The 17768-nt window shown below is 50.4% G+C and carries 15 protein-coding genes and 1 pseudogene; 9 read left to right on the top strand and 7 right to left on the bottom strand.

Annotated elements, in window-relative coordinates; genetic code table 11:
- Positions 1 to 37: 37 nt before the first annotated feature.
- Both pntB and pntA read right to left on the bottom strand, forming a co-directional pair.
- Positions 38 to 1426, bottom strand: coding sequence for a Re/Si-specific NAD(P)(+) transhydrogenase subunit beta (gene pntB, locus G4551_RS11270; protein WP_003836380.1), 1389 nt, complete (start codon positions 1424 to 1426; stop codon positions 38 to 40).
- Positions 1427 to 1436: 10 nt separating this feature from the next.
- Entirely contained in the window at positions 1437 to 2966 is a 1530-nt protein-coding gene (gene pntA / locus G4551_RS11265; protein ID WP_003836382.1) for a Re/Si-specific NAD(P)(+) transhydrogenase subunit alpha, read from the bottom strand.
- 525 nt (positions 2967 to 3491) lie between these two features.
- On the opposite strand from pntA, the gene ydgH reads away from it, so the two are divergent.
- The 3 genes from ydgH to folM all read left to right on the top strand — a co-directional run bounded on the left by ydgH (position 3492) and on the right by folM (position 6823).
- Positions 3492 to 4436, top strand: a complete 945-nt coding sequence (ydgH, locus tag G4551_RS11260; protein WP_003028946.1) for a DUF1471 family protein YdgH — start codon at positions 3492 to 3494, stop codon at positions 4434 to 4436.
- Positions 4437 to 4681: 245 nt separating this feature from the next.
- On the top strand, positions 4682 to 6064 hold the full coding sequence (locus G4551_RS11255; RefSeq protein WP_003836385.1) for an amino acid permease: 1383 nt from the start codon (positions 4682 to 4684) through the stop codon (positions 6062 to 6064).
- Between the two features lie 36 nt (positions 6065 to 6100).
- A complete protein-coding gene (folM, locus tag G4551_RS11250) occupies positions 6101 to 6823 on the top strand; it encodes a dihydromonapterin reductase (RefSeq protein ID WP_016150208.1) in 723 nt (240 codons plus the stop codon).
- On the opposite strand, the gene G4551_RS11245 is transcribed toward folM, so the two are convergent.
- Complete coding sequence (locus tag G4551_RS11245; RefSeq protein WP_003028950.1) at positions 6820 to 7155, bottom strand: GlpM family protein; 336 nt, start codon at positions 7153 to 7155, stop codon at positions 6820 to 6822. The genes folM and G4551_RS11245 overlap by 4 nt on opposite strands.
- A 118-nt stretch (positions 7156 to 7273) precedes the next feature.
- Between G4551_RS11245 and rstA the strand changes: the two genes are divergently transcribed.
- On the top strand, positions 7274 to 8017 hold the full coding sequence (rstA, locus tag G4551_RS11240) for a two-component system response regulator RstA (protein WP_170926231.1): 744 nt from the start codon (positions 7274 to 7276) through the stop codon (positions 8015 to 8017).
- A gap of 246 nt (positions 8018 to 8263) precedes the next feature.
- Entirely contained in the window at positions 8264 to 9604 is a 1341-nt protein-coding gene (locus tag G4551_RS11235) for an L-cystine transporter (protein WP_003836391.1), read from the top strand.
- 52 nt (positions 9605 to 9656) lie between these two features.
- On the opposite strand, the gene G4551_RS11230 is transcribed toward G4551_RS11235, so the two are convergent.
- Positions 9657 to 10685 (bottom strand): HoxN/HupN/NixA family nickel/cobalt transporter, encoded by a 1029-nt coding sequence (locus G4551_RS11230; protein WP_003836393.1) that lies wholly within the window; start codon positions 10683 to 10685, stop codon positions 9657 to 9659.
- A 115-nt stretch (positions 10686 to 10800) separates the two neighbouring features.
- Positions 10801 to 11642, bottom strand: a pseudogene (locus tag G4551_RS11225) (aminoglycoside phosphotransferase family protein).
- Between the two features lie 190 nt (positions 11643 to 11832).
- On the opposite strand from G4551_RS11225, the gene G4551_RS11220 reads away from it, so the two are divergent.
- Entirely contained in the window at positions 11833 to 12624 is a 792-nt protein-coding gene (locus tag G4551_RS11220) for an MBL fold metallo-hydrolase (protein WP_003028958.1), read from the top strand.
- Positions 12625 to 12650: 26 nt separating this feature from the next.
- Here the strand turns inward: G4551_RS11220 and G4551_RS11215 are convergent, their stop codons facing one another.
- Positions 12651 to 12995 (bottom strand): DUF1294 domain-containing protein, encoded by a 345-nt coding sequence (locus G4551_RS11215; protein WP_003836397.1) that lies wholly within the window; start codon positions 12993 to 12995, stop codon positions 12651 to 12653.
- A gap of 234 nt (positions 12996 to 13229) precedes the next feature.
- Here G4551_RS11215 and G4551_RS23990 point away from each other — a divergent pair, with 234 nt between their 5' ends.
- The 3 genes from G4551_RS23990 (at position 13230) to tus (ending at position 16281) form a co-directional block, all read left to right on the top strand.
- Positions 13230 to 13748 carry a hypothetical protein gene (locus tag G4551_RS23990; RefSeq protein WP_003836400.1) on the top strand — a complete coding sequence of 173 codons (519 nt, stop codon included), beginning with the start codon at positions 13230 to 13232 and terminating at the stop codon, positions 13746 to 13748.
- A gap of 228 nt (positions 13749 to 13976) precedes the next feature.
- Entirely contained in the window at positions 13977 to 15278 is a 1302-nt protein-coding gene (rstB, locus tag G4551_RS11205) for a two-component system sensor histidine kinase RstB (RefSeq protein WP_003028962.1), read from the top strand.
- Between the two features lie 73 nt (positions 15279 to 15351).
- Positions 15352 to 16281, top strand: coding sequence for a DNA replication terminus site-binding protein (tus, locus tag G4551_RS11200; RefSeq protein WP_003836402.1), 930 nt, complete (start codon positions 15352 to 15354; stop codon positions 16279 to 16281).
- Here tus and fumC read toward each other — a convergent pair.
- Positions 16278 to 17681 carry a class II fumarate hydratase gene (gene fumC / locus G4551_RS11195; RefSeq protein WP_003028966.1) on the bottom strand — a complete coding sequence of 468 codons (1404 nt, stop codon included), beginning with the start codon at positions 17679 to 17681 and terminating at the stop codon, positions 16278 to 16280. The genes tus and fumC overlap by 4 nt on opposite strands.
- Positions 17682 to 17768 lie beyond the last annotated feature (87 nt).

The raw sequence follows: 17768 nt of genomic DNA, 5'->3' as shown, positions 1-17768 counted from the left end.
CGGCCTCCGCAGAGGCCGTCTTAGTTTTCACTGACGATTACAACGCTTTCAGAATCGCATCCACGCTGGCTTTGGCATCGCCAAACAGCATATGAGTGTTTTCTTTAAAGAACAGCGGGTTCTGCACACCAGCATAGCCCGTGTTCATCGAACGTTTGAACACGATGACGTTCTGCGCTTTCCATACTTCAAGCACCGGCATACCGGCGATCGGGCTGTTCGGGTCATCCTGCGCCGCCGGGTTTACCGTATCGTTGGCACCAATCACCAGCACGGTATCGGTATCGGCGAAATCATCGTTGATCTCGTCCATTTCCAGCACGATGTCATAAGGGACTTTGGCTTCCGCCAGCAGTACGTTCATATGACCGGGCAAACGCCCTGCTACTGGGTGAATACCGAAGCGCACTTTGATGCCGCGTGCGCGCAGTTTCTCAGTGATTTCCGCGACCGGATACTGTGCCTGAGCCACTGCCATGCCGTAGCCCGGGGTGATGATCACGGAGTGCGAGTTCTTCAGCATTTCTGCTGTGTCTTCCGCAGTAATCTCACGGTGCTCACCGACTTCTTCATCTGATCCAGTAGAAGAACCGTCAGAACCAAAGCCACCTGCAATAACGCTGAAAAATGAACGGTTCATCGCCTTACACATAATGTAAGACAGGATCGCACCAGAAGAACCGACCAGCGCACCGGTAACGATCAGCAGATCGTTGCTCAGCATAAAGCCCGCCGCCGCCGCAGCCCATCCTGAATAGGAGTTGAGCATTGAAACGACCACCGGCATATCCGCACCACCAATGGAGGCCACCAGATGCCAGCCAAAAGCCAGTGCAATTATGGTCATCACCAGCAGCGCCAGAACCTGCAGGCCCATGCTTTCGGTACGGACAAATACCACCAGCAGCAGGAAAGAAACAACCAGCGCCGCCAGATTCATTTTGTGACGATTCGGCAGCATCAGCGGTTTAGAGGAGATCTTGCCGCGCAGTTTGCCAAAGGCCACCACAGAACCAGTAAAGGTTACCGCACCGATGAAGATACCGAGGAACACTTCCGTCAGGTGAATGTTCACCAGAATCGGCTCCAGGCCCGTGTCGTGATACAGGTAGCTGTTGAAGCCCACCAGTACCGCTGCCAGACCAACGAAGCTGTGCAGAATTGCCACCAGCTCCGGCATCTCGGTCATCTCAACTTTCTTCGCCAGACGAATACCAATCGCGCCGCCGATGATCATCGCCACCAGGATCCACGCAACGTTGCCGGTATCCGGGCCAAAAATCGTGGCAATCAGCGCAATCGCCATCCCGGCGATACCGTAGTTGTTACCCTGCTGAGAGGTTTCGTGTTTCGAAAGCCCCGCCAGACTAAAAATAAACAGGATAGCGGCAACAATGTATGCAGCTGTAACTAATCCTCCAGACATATGTTACCCCTTAGTTTTTCCGGAACATTTTCAGCATGCGCTGAGTCACGGTGAAGCCACCGAAAATATTAATGCTGGCAATAAGCACCGCGATAAAGCTCAGGAAACTCACCCAGCCACCCTGGCCAATTTGCAATAACGCCCCAACCACGATAATCCCTGAGATAGCGTTAGTCACAGACATCAGCGGAGTATGCAACGCATGTGACACATTCCAGACCACGTAGTAACCCACCACGCAGGAAAGCGCGAACACCGTAAAGTGACCAAGGAACTCTTTCGGCGCAACGTCGGCGAGCCAGCCAAACAAAATCACCACCAGCGCCATCAGTGCATATTTGCGCCACGGAGAGACAGGTTTTTTCTCTTCTTTTGGTGCAGGTGCGGCTTTTGGCGCAGCCTGCGGCTGAGCAGAAACCTGGATAGGTGGCGCAGGCCAGGTGATTTCACCCTCGCGAACCACCGTGACACCGCGAACAACCACGTCGTCAAAATCGACGGTGATATTGCCGTCTTTCTCTTTGCACAACAGTTTGAGCAGGTTGACGAGGTTGGTGCCGTAAAGCTGGGAAGATTGCGTTGGCAAACGGCCAGGCAGGTCGGTATAGCCGATAACCTTCACCCCGTTCTCGGTGGTTGTCACCTGATTAGGCACGGTATATTCGCAGTTACCGCCGTTTTGCGCGGCAAGATCGACAATTACGCTGCCCGCTTTCATCGAATCGACCATTTCACGGGTAATCAGTTTCGGGGCCGGTTTGCCCGGGATCAGCGCAGTGGTAACAATAATGTCGACGTCTTTCGCCTGTGCAGCGAAAAGTTCCATTTCGGCTTTGATGAACGCCTCGGACATCACTTTGGCATAGCCATCACCGCTGCCCGCTTCTTCTTTAAAGTCCAGTTCAAGGAACTCGGCGCCCATACTCTGCACTTGTTCCTTCACTTCCGGACGGGTATCAAAAGCACGCACGATAGCGCCCAGGCTGTTTGCCGCACCGATCGCCGCAAGACCTGCTACACCCGCACCAATCACCATGACCTTGGCAGGTGGAACCTTGCCTGCGGCGGTGATCTGGCCGGTGAAGAAGCGACCGAATTCATGTGCAGCTTCAACAATAGCGCGATACCCGGCGATGTTCGCCATTGAGCTCAAAGCATCCAGCGACTGTGCGCGCGAAATACGCGGCACGGAGTCCATCGCCATAACTGTCACGTTTCGCTCTGCAAGCTTTTGCAACAGTTCAGGGTTTTGCGCGGGCCAAAGAAAACTCACCAGCGTCGTGCCCGGATTGAGTAACGGAATTTCCGCCTCCTCCGGCGCATTGACCTTCAGGATGATCTCTGACTGCCAGACTGCATTTCCATCAACAATTTCTGCGCCTGCTTGTACAAACGCCTTATCGTCAAAACTCGCCAGTTGACCTGCACCGCTTTCAACCACGACGCTGAAACCTAACTTAAGCAGCTGCTCAACCGTCTTCGGCGTGGCTGCAACGCGGGTTTCATTGGTTAACCGTTCTCTTGGTATGCCAATTCGCATAATGTTCCCTTCCATCTGTAATTATGATGATGGTTTATCAATGTTCGCACGAGGCATGCGCGCACTCTCGAGAGAGGTCAGTGTTACCTCAATAAAATAAAACAGTAACAAACTCTGTATAACCTACTGAAAATGACGCCTGTGATCTAGCGCCAAAAAACAGTATTTATTATGAAATTCGCAAAATAGAGATGAATCGAACCTCAGACAGATAAAATGCCCTAAAAATAGCCCACAAAGGCTGATAATTCGCTTAAGCGAAGCGGCAAAACATGATTACGTATCTGCAAAAAACAATTAATTAACATTAAATTAACTTATGAAATTCAACTGCTTTATCAGTTTTGGTCACCAAACGCCGAATTTTTCGGCATATCACAAAATGTTATCGATGTTGTTAAGCCAGGTGGCACGATGAGTGAAAAATGACGCAGACACTGACGCAATTTAAATGCAATAATCAGCGACGTTTCTAGTCAATAACAATACCAGTACCTGGTTTGCGCAAGGCGAAGGATTATTTTTATGAAGCTTAAGAACACTCTCCTGGCGTCCGCACTTATTTCTGCGACTGCTTTTTCTGTCAATGCAGCGACAGAATTGACGCCGGAGCAAGCGGCTGCCCTGAAACCCTATGACCGCATTGTGGTCACCGGTCGTTTTAATGCTATCGGTGATGCAGTTGCTGCCGTATCACGCCGTGCAGATAAAGACGGTGCAGCCTCCTTTTATGTTGTTGATACTTCAGATTTTGGCAGCGGCGGTAACTGGCGCGTTGTTGCCGACGTCTATAAAGCTGACGCTGAAAAAGCGGAAGCGTCAAAAAACCGTATCATTAACGGCGTTATGGAATTGCCTAAAGATCAGGCCGTTCTGATTGAACCTTACGATACCGTTACGGTACAGGGTTTCTACCGTAGCCAGCCTGAAGTAAACGATGCAATCACCAAAGCTGCGAGAGAGAAAGGTGCATATTCCTTCTATATCGTGCGCCAGGTCGATGCCAACCAGGGCGGCAACCAGCGTATTACCGCATTCATCTACAAAGCTGATGCGAAAAAACGCGTAGTGCAAAGCCCTGATGCGATCCCAGCAGATTCTGATGCCGGACGCGCCGCATTAGCAGCAGGTGGCGAAGCCGCGAAGAAAGTTGAGATCCCAGGCGTTGCAACTACCGCTTCTCCGAGTGCTGAAGTCGGTCGCTTCTTCGAAACGCAATCCACCAAAGGCGGACGTTACACTGTCACGCTACCGGATGGAACCAAAGTTGAAGAACTAAACAAAGCGACCGCCGCCATGATGGTACCGTTCGACAGCATCAAGTTCACCGGTAACTACGGCAACATGACGGAAGTTTCTTATCAGGTAGCAAAACGCGCAGCGAAAAAAGGCGCGAAGTATTATCACATCACCCGCCAGTGGTCAGAACGTGGTAACAACGTGACAATCAGCGCCGATCTGTATAAGTAATACCCAATGTATTATCAGGTCTACAGTCCTTGTAGACCTGATAATTTCGCGCAGTTCTGCTCCCAGACAAAACAAAAACAGCAGTATTAAGACAACTTTTCACACTATTAGTCACAAATCTTTCTATCCCCATTGCATGCATTCTCTTCTCTCCGTAAAATCCCGCGCCTTAGTGGCTTTCACCATTTTTATGCGGTTTGCCAAAATAATTATTCTCTCACTCTCGTTTTTGTAACTGGATACAAATGGAAAAGAAATTGGGTCTGAGCGCACTGACCGCGCTGGTTTTAAGCTCAATGCTCGGCGCTGGCGTTTTCAGCCTGCCACAAAATATGGCGGCAGTAGCCAGCCCGGCTGCATTACTGATTGGTTGGGCGATTACCGGTGCGGGTATTCTTTTGCTCGCCTTTGCCATGCTGATCCTGACGCGTATCCGTCCTGAACTGGATGGCGGTATTTTTACCTATGCGCGTGAAGGTTTTGGCGAGCTGATTGGCTTCTGCTCCGCGTGGGGATACTGGCTGTGTGCCGTTATCGCTAACGTTTCGTATCTGGTCATTGTCTTCTCTGCACTCAGCTTCTTTACCGACACGCCTGAGTTACGTCTGTTTGGCGACGGTAATACCTGGCAGTCGATTGTGGGCGCATCGATGCTGCTGTGGATCGTACACTTCCTTGTGCTGCGTGGTGTGCAAACGGCAGCCAGTATTAACCTGGTCGCGACGCTGGCGAAATTACTGCCGCTGGGTCTGTTTATCGTGCTGGCGTTCATGCTGTTTAAGCTCGACACCTTTACTCTCGATTTTACCGGCGTAGCATTGGGCGTTCCCGTCTGGGAGCAGGTCAAAAACACCATGCTCATCACCTTGTGGGTATTCATCGGTGTGGAAGGCGCGGTGGTGGTTTCTGCCCGTGCCAGAAACAAACGCGATGTCGGACGCGCCACGCTGCTGGCGGTACTTGCCGCACTGGGCGTTTACCTGCTGGTCACCCTGCTGTCTCTGGGCGTTGTCGCACGTCCCGAACTGGCGGAGATCCGTAACCCGTCAATGGCCGGTCTGATGGTTAAAATGATGGGATCATGGGGCGAAATTATTATTGCCGCAGGTCTGATTGTTTCCGTGTGTGGTGCCTATCTAAGCTGGACGATTATGGCGGCGGAAGTGCCGTTCCTCGCCTCCACGCACAAAGCGTTTCCGCGCATTTTTGCGCGACAGAACGCGCAAGGCGCGCCATCGGCGTCGCTATGGCTGACCAACATCTGCGTACAGCTCTGCCTGGTGCTGATCTGGCTTACTGGTTCCGACTACAATACGTTATTGACTATCGCCTCAGAGATGATTCTGGTGCCCTATTTGCTGGTCGGCGCATTTCTGTTAAAAATTGCTACCCGTCCGATTCATAAGGCTGTCGGTATCGGGGCGAGTATTTATGGCATATGGTTATTGTATGCGTCAGGTCCGATGCACCTGCTGCTGTCCGTAGTGCTGTATGCGCCAGGACTGCTGGTTTTCCTTTATGCCCGTAAAACGCACGCGCATGAAAACGTATTAAAACGCCAGGAGATGGCGCTGATCGGCCTGCTGCTTGTTGCTGCTGTGCCGGCTACCTGGATGCTGATGGGGTAACGTTATACCCATCGTTCGCGACATATGGAGATTACGATGGGTAAAAAAAACCCTTTGCCAATTCTTATCACCGGAGGTGGTCGTCGTATCGGCCTCGCCGTCGCATGGCACTTTCTGAACCAAAAACAGCCAGTTATCGTCAGCTACCGTACGCACTATCCTGCCATTGATGGCCTGCGAGAAGCGGGCGCGATTTGTATCCCTGCTGACTTTTCCACGGATGAAGGCGTGCTGGCCTTTGCTGATGAGGTCAAAGCTCAGACGGATGGCTTGCGCGCTATTGTGCATAATGCCAGTGCCTGGCTTGCAGAAAAGCCTGGTACACCGCTGACCGATGTGCTGTCAGCCATGATGCAGATTCATGTCAATACGCCCTACCTGCTCAACCACGCACTGGAAGGATTGCTACGCGGTCATGGACACGCGGCCAGCGATATAATCCATTTTACTGATTATGTTGTGGAACGCGGCAGCGACAAGCACATTGCTTATGCTGCCAGCAAAGCGGCGCTGGATAATATGACCCGCTCGTTCGCGCGCAAACTGGCACCGGAAGTGAAAGTGAACGCGATTGCCCCTTCACTTATCCTGTTTAACGAGGGTGATGATGCAGAGTATCGCCAGCAGGCACTGAACAAATCACTGATGAAAACCGCGCCAGGTGAAAAAGAGGTCATTGATTTAATTGACTATCTGTTAACCAGCTGTTTTGTCACCGGACGTAGTTTTGCCCTTGATGGTGGGCGTCATCTGCGTTAGTGCAGTTTGATCCAACAAAAGATCAGCAACCACGCGCTCAGGCCCCAGCACACCACTGATCCGCCGAGCGCAACGGGTAAGCGCATAAATCCGGTGAAATACCACAGTGAAACGAGGTAGACAAAATAGGGAATAATCGACCACATGCTGAATATGATGGTTGTACGTAAGGCCTCGATCCCGCGTTCACTGGCCACGATATAGTGGGCAATCAACGCAAACGTCGGGAATAACGGAATTAATCCGGCAATGTAGTAATTCTTTGTTTTCGCCAGCAAGCCAATCAACACCACCACCAGCGCACCGAGCGCCGCTTTTATAACGAGTCCCATCACTCTGCCTTAACACATCAATAACATCAGCCCCTAGCATAACGGAAGCGTTCTTGTTTAGAAAAGATTAATGGAAGGAAAAACCAGGGCGGTGTATGTTGGCGTTTTATATTCAAAAATTAATGATATGAACACCATCGTATTTGTTGAAGATGATCCCGAAGTTGGCTCACTGATTGCAGCCTATTTGGCCCGGCATGATATTGAGGTTATCCTTGAACCTCGTGGTGATTTGGCCGAGGAGAAAATCCTGCACGTTCAACCCGATCTGGTGTTATTAGATATCATGCTGCCGGGCAAAGACGGGATGACTATCTGCCGAGATTTACGCGGACGCTGGCAAGGCCCGATTGTCCTGCTCACCTCGCTGGATAGCGACATGAACCATATCCTGGCACTGGAAATGGGCGCCTGTGACTATATTCTGAAAACCACGCCGCCAGCGGTGCTGCTGGCTCGCCTGCGTCTGCACCTGCGTCAGAATGAGCACTCAACCCAGTCTAAAGGCATTCAATCGGCGACCATCACACCGCACACAACGCTGCGCTTCGGCACACTCACTATCGACCCAACCAACCGCTCCGTGCTGCTCGGCGGCGAGCAAGTTTCTCTTTCCACCGCTGATTTTGAATTACTGTGGGAGTTGGCAACCCATGCCGGGCAGATTATGGACCGCGATGCGTTACTTAAGAACCTACGTGGCGTAAGCTATGACGGCATGGATCGCAGCGTAGATGTCGCGATTTCCCGGTTACGCAAAAAACTGCTCGATAATGCGACTGAACCTTATCGAATCAAAACAGTGCGCAACAAAGGTTATCTCTTTGCACCTCACGCCTGGGACGACGAGCCACAGAAGTAATGCCATCGGGCCGATCTCATTGATCGGCTGGATTATTCACAATACGTTACACTGTCACTTAAAATCGTCTACAGAACAGGCATACAAACACCATCCGACGCCGTTCCACACTTTTTGTGTGGCTGTTACCCTCCCCCCTCCCTATAATCCGTCGCGGTCCTGAACCCTTATGGTTCATCATTTTTTTTCGCACTAACAAAACTCTTTCCGGCATTTCAGGTGCTGAATGAGGCAAGAGGCTACAATATGTTCGTTTCGCTCGCGTATATCGCGTTCTTTTTGGTTTGTTCATGGGCAATTTTCAGAATCAACCAAAAAAGTCACTCTCTTTCAAAAAGCGTCTTCATCGCTATTTTTACGGGTGCCGTTATCGGTTTATCCCTGCATCTCATTGCTGCTGACGAAAGAAAAACAGTTATCGACTGGTACAATGTTATCGGCAACGGCTATGTAAATTTACTGAAGCTGGTTGCGGTACCGCTGATTTTCATCTCTATTCTCTCAGCCATTAATAAGCTCGAGAACAGCGCTGGCATTGGGAAAATGTCGTTAACCATCGTCGGATGCATGCTCTGTCTGGTAATGGTTGCCGGTTTTATTGGGCTGTTGACTGCGCATGTATTAGGCCTGGACGCCAGTGCGTTTGTTCATATGCAGTCCACGCTGACGGCAGACGATGTAAATAAAACAGCCGCCATTTCACTGCCTAAACTGGTTACATCTCTGATCCCCACGAATATCTTCCTCGATCTAACAGGGGCAAGAAGCGTTTCCGTCATTGGCATTGTTATCTTCACCCTACTTGCCGGCGTGGCATTATTAAAGGTCAAACAGGACGCCCCGCAAGAAGGTGAAAAATTAAGTGCTGGCATTAACGCTATCCAGATTTGGGTGATGAAAATGGTGCGTATCGTTATTGCTCTCACCCCTTATGGTGTGATGGCATTAATGGCTGGCGTATTTTCCGCGTATCGATTTGAACAATTTGCCAGTCTGTTAGGCTTTATTGCTGCCTGTTACCTTGCGATTCTGATGATGTTTATCGTCCACGCACTGATACTGGTTCTGAGCGGTAATAATCCCGTTCACTATTTTAAAACTGTCTGGCCAGTTTTAACCTTTGCATTTGTTTCACGCAGCAGTGCAGCATCTATTCCACTAGCTATTTCCGCACAAGAAAAATTTGGCGTGCAAAACACCATTGCCAATATTGCGGCTTCATTCGGCTCCAGCATGGGTCAAAATGGCTGTGCCGGGATCTATCCGGCTATTATGGTGGCGATGATTGCTCCAACAATTGGGATTGATCCGCTATCAGTACATTTTTTGCTCGCTATGCTACCTGCGATTGCGCTGGGTTCTATTGGGGTGGCGGGTGTAGGCGGTGGCGGAACATTTGCTGCGCTGATCGTCCTTTCAACACTGAACTTCCCGGTCGCGCTGGTGGGGATTTTCATTGCTATCGAGCCTGTCGTCGATATGGCCAGAACGGCATTAAACGTGAACGGTTCGATGATGTCTGGCGTGCTGGCTAACAGGCTCCTGAAAAAGAGTGCTGAAAAACCACAACCCGTGAACGCGAATTAGTCAGCCCTAAAAAGATCAAAGCCTTCCTGTTGCTGGAAGGCTTTCTTTTGTGTCAACTAAACGTCAGCCCGTCGTATTTTTTCCAACGGTAATTTACGGCAGAGATAATCCAGCAGCCGATAAAGACGCCAATAATCGCAAAACCGACATTCCCCATATGGTCACTTAAATTGCTGACGGTATCCCACAAACCACCCTGGAGCGAAAACGCGTCAGAGAGAAGCCCCAGCGCCTCCAGTCCGCCAATAAATAGCGCTACAATCACGGAAGTCCCGGTAATGGTCATATTGTAATAGAGCTTGCGTTGCGGCTTATTGAACGCCCATCCGTAGGCCTCAACCATCAGAATACTGTCGAGACAATCAATTAACGCCATACCGCAGGTAAACAGCGCCGGGAACACGAGAATTGACCAAACCGACATGCCACTGGACGCGCTTGAAGCAGAAATTCCCAGCAAAGAAATTTCAGTGGCGGTATCAAAACCCAGACCAAAAAGAAAACCGACAAAATACATATGCCAGTCTTTGCCTACCAACCGAAACGCTGAGCGGAAAAGCCAGTTCAGAGGACCTGAAACTGTAATGTCTTCCGTGGTGCCATCGTAAGTACCGGTGCGTTTAAGATGGCGGAATGCCTTCCAGACCTGGCAGAAAATAATGAGATTAATGGTAGCCAGAATCAGCAAAAACACGGCAGAAACCGTAGTTCCTATCAGACCGCCGACATTCTGAAACCATGCCATATGTTGCTTAAACACGCTGGTGGTCAGTGCAATGCCAATGCTTGCCAGTACCACAATGGTGGAGTGCCCCAAAGAAAACCAGGCTCCCGTCGTCAGGGCGCGTTTTTTCTGCTGCATGAGTTTACGTGTAGCGCTGTCTATCGCGGCGATATGATCGGCATCGACAGCATGGCGCAAACCGTAGCACCACGCAATCAGACTCAGTGCAAGCAATGACGTGTTGTTACTAAACGCGGTGAAAGCCCACAGCCACGCCACGATGTTTGCCCCGATGAGTAAGACCATCAACAAAAGAATATTCGGGCGTTTTTTAAATAATGAAAACAATGCGTTCATTGTTTCCCGCCAATTAAATTTGAGCTAAACAACACACCACCACTCACTGATTAATTAATATAACGTTGATCAGGCTAATGATAACTCTTAAGAATTACTAACCCAGTGTCGTAGATCAAAGTTGATTATCACCTGAAGCAAGTTCCGCCATCGCTAGCTCCGCGATACGCAGAGGTACCGTTGCGCTGTCCCCTCTTGCAGAAACCAGACGGACGACAACCCACACCAGGCAACAATCCACATCAGCAAACGTTGCCGTTCAATTCTTGCGATTTCAGACACAATGTTGACTCGTTGTGTGAATGTTTCCGGCTCAATGGCAACAGGTCTGGTGGGTTCGGCAAGATCAGGGTTAGTAAAAATATTGGCGTAATCAAAGCCACGCTCGCCTAGCAGCCCTTTGGGATCGATAGCCAGCCATCCTCTTGTTCCGAAATCAAGAATATTGCCGTGGTGTAGGTCACCGTGTAATACGACTTCATCATGGGGTGAAGATAGCAGTACATTTGCCACCGCTGCACAACGCGTCAGGATACCGCCATGCTTTTTCGCGGCAGGAGCCAGATCGCAAAACCAATGGTGCAGAGGTGTTAACGCTGGCGTAGACGCATTCCGGGAGAAATGGAGTCTACTGGCAGCATGGCAAATAATGCGACAAGCCTGCGCATCGTTACCAGTCCAGGACATGTCCGCTAAAGACCCTGTCCCTGTCGCACGTTCCAGCAGAATCGCCCCTGCTGCATGAGCAAGTACTTTCGCTGCGCCATTTCCGTTCCACCAGACCATGAGTTCATAACCGATCCGTTCACTGTCATCGTCAGTGATTTTAAGTATGGCTTTCTGACCGTCCCTGATGACCACTACAAGCAAAAGCTGTGATGTGTGTGTTTCAACCGGTTCACCATCTGGAGTGAGTCCCCAACGGTTGAGCCAGGTGTTGAACAGGCGACTTTCCAAACAATATCCTCATTTTTCTCTGGAAAATGGTAACCAAAAGGATCCGTGTCGGCATTATTCCTGTTTTCTTTTGGTTGAGCTACAACCTCCCACTTCCCTCATCACTGACTTATCGGGCAGAGCACTAACAGGCACATCCTTGTGTATCTGTGTGCCATGCTGACTGTGTTCGGTAAATAAGGAGGACACGATGATCACGTTATGCAAAACCTGTGGAACATCCTATGAGGTAACTGGCGCCCATCCGGAACAGTGCGATATCTGCCAGGATGAACGCCAGTATGTCCCTGCGAGCGGACAGGAATGGGTCGATTTTACCGCCCTGTGTGCATCGCATACAAATAAGTGGAAGCAACACGATAGTACTCTCCTCAGCATCCGCACCGTTCCTGATTTTGCAATTGATCAGCGCGCGTTTATTCTGCGTACCTCTGAAGGCAATATTTTATGGGACTGCATTGCCTCGCTCGACGATGCCACAAAAACGCTAATAACGTCCCTTGGCGGGCTTAAGGCTATCGCGATATCGCATCCTCATTACTACACCACCATGCAGGACTGGGCTGCAGAATTTAACGCGCCGATTTACCTTCATGCCAGCGACAGAAGGTGGGTAATGCGCGACAGCCCGTGGATTAGATTCTGGGATGGCGATACCATCGAGTTAACCCGTGACGTCACGGTGATACGTCTCGGCGGACACTTTGCTGGAGGCTGCGTCCTGCACTGGGCGCGTGACGAAGGCGTGGTGCTTTCCGGCGACATCGTCCAGGTTACGCCAGGTGCGCATGCCGTCTCCTTTATGTGGAGCTACCCTAATATGCTACCGTTGCCAGCTGCAACGGTCAGCAACATTACCCAGAGACTGAGTACAGTGAAATTTAAGCAACTTTACGGCGCATTTGCAGGAAAAGATATTACGCAAAATGCCGATGAAATTGTGCGGCGTTCAGGTGAAAAGTATATTTCCTGCCTCAGATAAACCGGCAGTTTATTCACCAACCAGACTCAGGAAGGTAAAAATGGATAGAACTGATAAACCACGCCCATCACAGAAATACTCACTATCACACTGATAATGAAGTAGGTTTTGAAAGGCTGCTTTTGTGTTTTATGGCGAAAGATTTGTTGACCCGCTATCGCGCCACCCCATCCGCCCACAACGCCAAACACCAGCAATGTGGATTCCGGCACTCTACGCCAGTCCTTGCGTGCCGCCATTTTGTCCACGCCGTATAACAGCAACGTCAGTATGTTGGCGAGTAGAAACCATATGACAAGAGGGTGAGCGGTGAAAATGCAGCCGATCGCTGCAAAAATGAGTAGCAAATAACAACAGCGATTGAGATTCATATTTTCAGTCACGGCACTTTTCAGGAAGTTTCGTCACGCATTATACGCAAGGTCAGTCATCCCTGCCACGGGTGAGAATACCCCTTTTATTATTATGCCTACATCCCCAGAAATAGCGGAAATTCTCTGGTCTGCGGCGTACCTAACAATTCAAACAAGAGAACCGTTTTCATTATTCTGAACAAATGATAATTTATTAAACCCAAATGGAAAAATTGTTCTGGAGTCGCAGGGATGAGAAAATACTCATATCCATATTTGTTTTTTGTCACCGTATTATCTCTCGGCGCAATTTTTCTTTTTTACTGGTGGAAGGTAACGATATACAGAGCGACTTTTCTCTACCCGCTCACATCCAAATACCTCATACTTATTTCTCTGGCAGTGTCATTTTTAATTACCTTATTTCTGGTAGGTAATGGGATAATGAAAAAAAGTCCCTTCCAAACTTATCTGAAATTATTTGGTAGCATCAGCATTGTCATGGTGCTGTTTTCAGTGATCACAGTTATGGCGATAACCTGGTTCATTCCAGGTGTCCCCTCGTCCTATACCGCTCCATACACCTACTCTACAGGAAGTTCTAAAAGCTGTTCGGGGGCTGATGTTGACGATCCGGATCTCGGGACTAACATCAGAATTTGCTATCCCGAAGGTAACTACGAATATAACAACACAATCTACGTTGAGAAACGAAGTAACCTTTTAGGTGCGGTCGTAACATACGCCAGAACAACCCCATCCCGATTTTGATTAACTTGCCGCGTACAAAGCAATGCGTTATCAAGCGAAAGGTCATTTCGCCCCCGTAGGGGCCATAAGAATGCAGAAAAGAGTTATACAGTGTACTCTGCCTGGATAAACACGCCAGATGGTGATCAGATAACCTTTCTGATCCGACGCATCGGCGGATACTGCTGTGCCCCTTTTCCCCTGAGGGACACGAGAACTCGCTAACTTATTGAGCGTTCGGTGATTTTTATGAAGAAACTGTTTGTGCAGTTTTACCTCCTGCTGTTTGTCTGCTTTTTGGTGATGACCCTGTTGGTCGGCCTGGTATACAAATTCACCGCAGAACGCGCAGGCAGACAGTCGCTCGACGATTTGATGAAAAGCTCGTTGTACCTGATGCGCAGTGAACTACGCGAAATCCCGCCACGCGATTGGGGTAAGACGCTGAAGGAGATGGACTTAAACCTCTCATTTGACCTGCGTGTTGAACCGCTGAATAAGTACACACTGGATGCCCCAACCATGCAGCGTTTGCGCGAAGGCGATATTGTGGCTCTTGACGATCAATACACCTTTATTCAACGCATTCCTCGCAGCCATTATGTGTTGGCCGTCGGCCCGGTTCCTTACCTTTATTTTCTTCATCAAATGCGCCTGCTGGACATCGCGCTGATGGCGTTTATTGCTATCTCACTGGCCTTCCCGGTACTGATCTGGATGCGTCCACACTGGCAAGAAATGCTAAGACTCGAATCCGCCGCACAACGTTTTGGTGAAGGACATCTGAGTGAACGCCTTCATTTTGACAACGGTTCCAGCTTTGAGCGCCTGGGCGTAGCGTTTAACCAAATGGCCGACAATATCAATGCGCTGATCGCCAGTAAAAAACAGCTCATCGATGGTATTGCCCATGAGCTTCGTACTCCGCTGGTACGTTTACGTTACCGGCTGGAAATGAGTGATAACCTCACCGGGCAGGAATCTCAGGCGCTTAATCGTGATATCGGCCAACTGGAAGCGTTGATCGAAGAGTTACTGACCTACGCCCGCCTGGATCGCCCGCAAAATGAACTGAAGCTCAGTGTACCTGACCTGCCTGTTTGGTTGACAACCCATCTGGAGGATGTGCAAAGCGTGAATCCTGGCCGTACGGTGCACTTACGTCATCTCGAAACTGGCGACTACGGCGCGTTGGATATGCGCCTGATGGAGCGGGTCCTGGATAATTTGCTGAACAATGCCCTGCGCTATTGCCAGTCTACAGTGCAAGCCAGTCTGCTGCTGAACGGCAATCAAGCCACGCTGGTAGTGGAAGACGACGGTCCCGGTATTGCACCAGACGCTCGCGAACAGGTTTTTGAACCGTTTGTACGCCTTGACCCCAGCCGTGACCGGGCAACCGGGGGTTGTGGGCTTGGGTTAGCCATCGTCCACTCAATTGCTTTGGCTATGGGGGGGACGGTCGTCTGTGATGAAAGTGAACTTGGCGGCGCCCGATTTACTTTCCGTTGGCCCGTCTGGCATAACATTCCCGAAATTTCAGCTGCCTGACCTCTTCAGCTCGGTGGTCAGGCGGTGGAGGTTGTGCTATAAAAAAGTATGTTGTAACTAAAATGGTAAACTTATGGCCCGTTACGATATTGTTGACCGCCTGAACGGCACCTTTCGCCAGATGGAACAAGAACTGGCACTTTTGAACGAAAACCTGTTGCAGCAGACGCTGCTGATTGCGCGCGTATTCTCGTTACCGGAAGTGGTTAAAGAGGCAGAGCATGCCCCTCTGCAGAGCATTAATGTTAAGCAGCATTTAGGCAAAGAGGCTGAAGCGCTGGCACTGCTCCATTACCGTCACCTGTTTATTCAGCAGCAGTCCGAAAACCGCAGCAGCAAAGCAGCCGTCCGCCTACCAGGTGTATTGTGCTATCAGGTTGATAACGCGGCGCAATGTACTCTGGAAGAACAAATCCAACGTATAAACCAGTTGAAAACCACCTTCGAGCGCATTGTTACAGTGGAATCAGGGCTGGCGCCGGCAGCACGTTTCGAATGGGTGCATCGTCATCTGCCAGGGCTGATTACTCTGAATGCCTATCGCACGCTAACCGTAGTCCGCGATCCTGCCACCCTACGATTTGGCTGGGCTAATAAGCACATCATTAAAAACCTGAAACGCGATGAAGTACTGCAGCAACTGGAAAAAAGCCTGACGTCACCGCGCAGCGTACATCCCTGGACACGTGAAGAATGGCAGGCGAAGCTTGAACGCGAATATCAGGATATCGCCGCCTTACCGCAGCAGGCCCGCCTGAAGATCAAAAGGCCGGTAAAAGTGCAGCCTATAGCCCGTGTCTGGTACAAAGGAGAGCAAAAACAGGTGCAATATGCCTGCCCGACGCCGCTGATTGCTTTGCTTAATAACGACAACGGTATGACCGTACCGGATATCGGTGAGCTACTGAATTATGATGCCGAAAACGTTCAGCATCGTTTTAAACCTCAGGCGCAGCCGTTGAGATTGATTATTCCCCGGCTGCACCTGTACGTTGCGGATTAACTGCCTGGCCGCATGCTGCCAACCATCAGCTCCGGGCGTACCCAGCTGTCGAACTCCGCTTCGGTTAGATATCCCAGCGCCAGAGCGGAGGCTTTTAAGGTCAACCCTTCTTTATGAGCTTTTTTGGCAATTTCAGCCGCTTTATCGTAACCGATATGGGTATTGAGCGCGGTCACCAGCATTAGCGACTCGTTGAGCAGTTGATCGATTCGTTCACGATTAGGCTCAATCCCCGTCGCGCAATGTTCATTGAAGCTTTCCATACCGTCCGCCAGCAGGCGTACCGATTGCAGGAAGTTGTGGATGACCATTGGTCGATAAACGTTGAGCTCAAAGTTACCTGACGCCCCGCCCATGTTGATGGCGACATCGTTGCCCATCACCTGGCAGCAAAGCATAGTCAGCGCTTCACACTGGGTTGGATTGACCTTGCCCGGCATGATCGAGCTGCCCGGTTCGTTTTCCGGAATTGAAATTTCGCCAATACCACACCGGGGACCGGATGCCAGCCAGCGTACATCGTTGGCGATTTTCATCAGCGACGCTGCCAGTCCTTTTAGCGCGCCGTGAGCATGAACCAGGGCATCGCAGGTGGCGAGCGCTTCAAATTTATTCGGTGCGGTAACGAACGGCGCACAGGTGATGACCCGCAGTTCATCCGCAACCCGGCGGGCGTATTCGGGATGAGTGTTCAGTCCGGTACCTACTGCGGTTCCCCCCAACGCCAGCTCTGCCACGTGCGGTAAGCTGTTTTCAATGTGTCTGAGGTTATGTTCTAGCATTGCTACCCAGCCGGAAATCTCCTGGCCAAGCGTAAGTGGAGTTGCATCTTGCAGATGTGTACGACCAATTTTAACGATATCGGCGAAAGCGTGGGACTTATCACTGAGCGTTTTGGTCAGCACATTTAATTGAGGGATCAGTGATTTACGCAGCGCCAGCAGTGCGGCAACGTGCATTGCAGTCGGGAAGACATCGTTCGAGCTTTGGCTTTTATTGACATCATCGTTGGGATGTACTTTTCGCTCCATCCCCCGCACGCCGCCCAGCAACTCGCTGGCCCGGTTTGCCAACACCTCGTTCATGTTCATATTGCTTTGCGTGCCGGACCCAGTTTGCCAGATGGCCAGCGGGAACTCATCGCGGTGTTTATCTGCCAACACCTCATCTGCAGCCTGCATAATAGCCCTGGCTTTATCCTCCGCCAGCAGCCCAAGATCCTGGTTAACCTTTGCTGCGGCGCGTTTCGTCAGCGCCAGCGCATGGATCAACGAGACCGGCATTTTCTCCGTAGAGATACGAAAATGCTCCAGTGAACGTTGGGTTTGCGCACCCCAAAGCTTATCGGCAGGAACATCAATCGCCCCCATTGAATCATTCTCGCGGCGTACCGTTACCATTACCTGCTCCTTACATTAACAATTGATTAGGTTATGTTTCGACATTGCCCACTTGCGTTGGTCTTATGAGTATTAACGAGGATAAAA

This window comes from Citrobacter freundii ATCC 8090 = MTCC 1658 = NBRC 12681, from assembly GCF_011064845.1.
Classification (GTDB): domain Bacteria; phylum Pseudomonadota; class Gammaproteobacteria; order Enterobacterales; family Enterobacteriaceae; genus Citrobacter; species Citrobacter freundii.
The sequence above is the reverse complement of the archived record's forward strand: the minus strand, read 5'-3'. Positions and strand labels throughout refer to the sequence as shown.

Coding starts and splice junctions, on each gene's coding strand:
- pntB (WP_003836380.1), bottom strand. CDS start 1,426: ATGTCTGGAGGATTAGTTACAGCTGCATACATTGTTGCCGCTATCCTG.
- pntA (WP_003836382.1), bottom strand. CDS start 2,966: ATGCGAATTGGCATACCAAGAGAACGGTTAACCAATGAAACCCGCGTT.
- ydgH (WP_003028946.1), top strand. CDS start 3,492: ATGAAGCTTAAGAACACTCTCCTGGCGTCCGCACTTATTTCTGCGACT.
- G4551_RS11255 (WP_003836385.1), top strand. CDS start 4,682: ATGGAAAAGAAATTGGGTCTGAGCGCACTGACCGCGCTGGTTTTAAGC.
- folM (WP_016150208.1), top strand. CDS start 6,101: ATGGGTAAAAAAAACCCTTTGCCAATTCTTATCACCGGAGGTGGTCGT.
- G4551_RS11245 (WP_003028950.1), bottom strand. CDS start 7,155: ATGGGACTCGTTATAAAAGCGGCGCTCGGTGCGCTGGTGGTGGTGTTG.
- G4551_RS11235 (WP_003836391.1), top strand. CDS start 8,264: ATGTTCGTTTCGCTCGCGTATATCGCGTTCTTTTTGGTTTGTTCATGG.
- G4551_RS11230 (WP_003836393.1), bottom strand. CDS start 10,685: ATGAACGCATTGTTTTCATTATTTAAAAAACGCCCGAATATTCTTTTG.
- G4551_RS11220 (WP_003028958.1), top strand. CDS start 11,833: ATGATCACGTTATGCAAAACCTGTGGAACATCCTATGAGGTAACTGGC.
- G4551_RS11215 (WP_003836397.1), bottom strand. CDS start 12,995: ATGAATCTCAATCGCTGTTGTTATTTGCTACTCATTTTTGCAGCGATC.
- G4551_RS23990 (WP_003836400.1), top strand. CDS start 13,230: ATGAGAAAATACTCATATCCATATTTGTTTTTTGTCACCGTATTATCT.
- rstB (WP_003028962.1), top strand. CDS start 13,977: ATGAAGAAACTGTTTGTGCAGTTTTACCTCCTGCTGTTTGTCTGCTTT.
- tus (WP_003836402.1), top strand. CDS start 15,352: ATGGCCCGTTACGATATTGTTGACCGCCTGAACGGCACCTTTCGCCAG.
- fumC (WP_003028966.1), bottom strand. CDS start 17,681: ATGGTAACGGTACGCCGCGAGAATGATTCAATGGGGGCGATTGATGTT.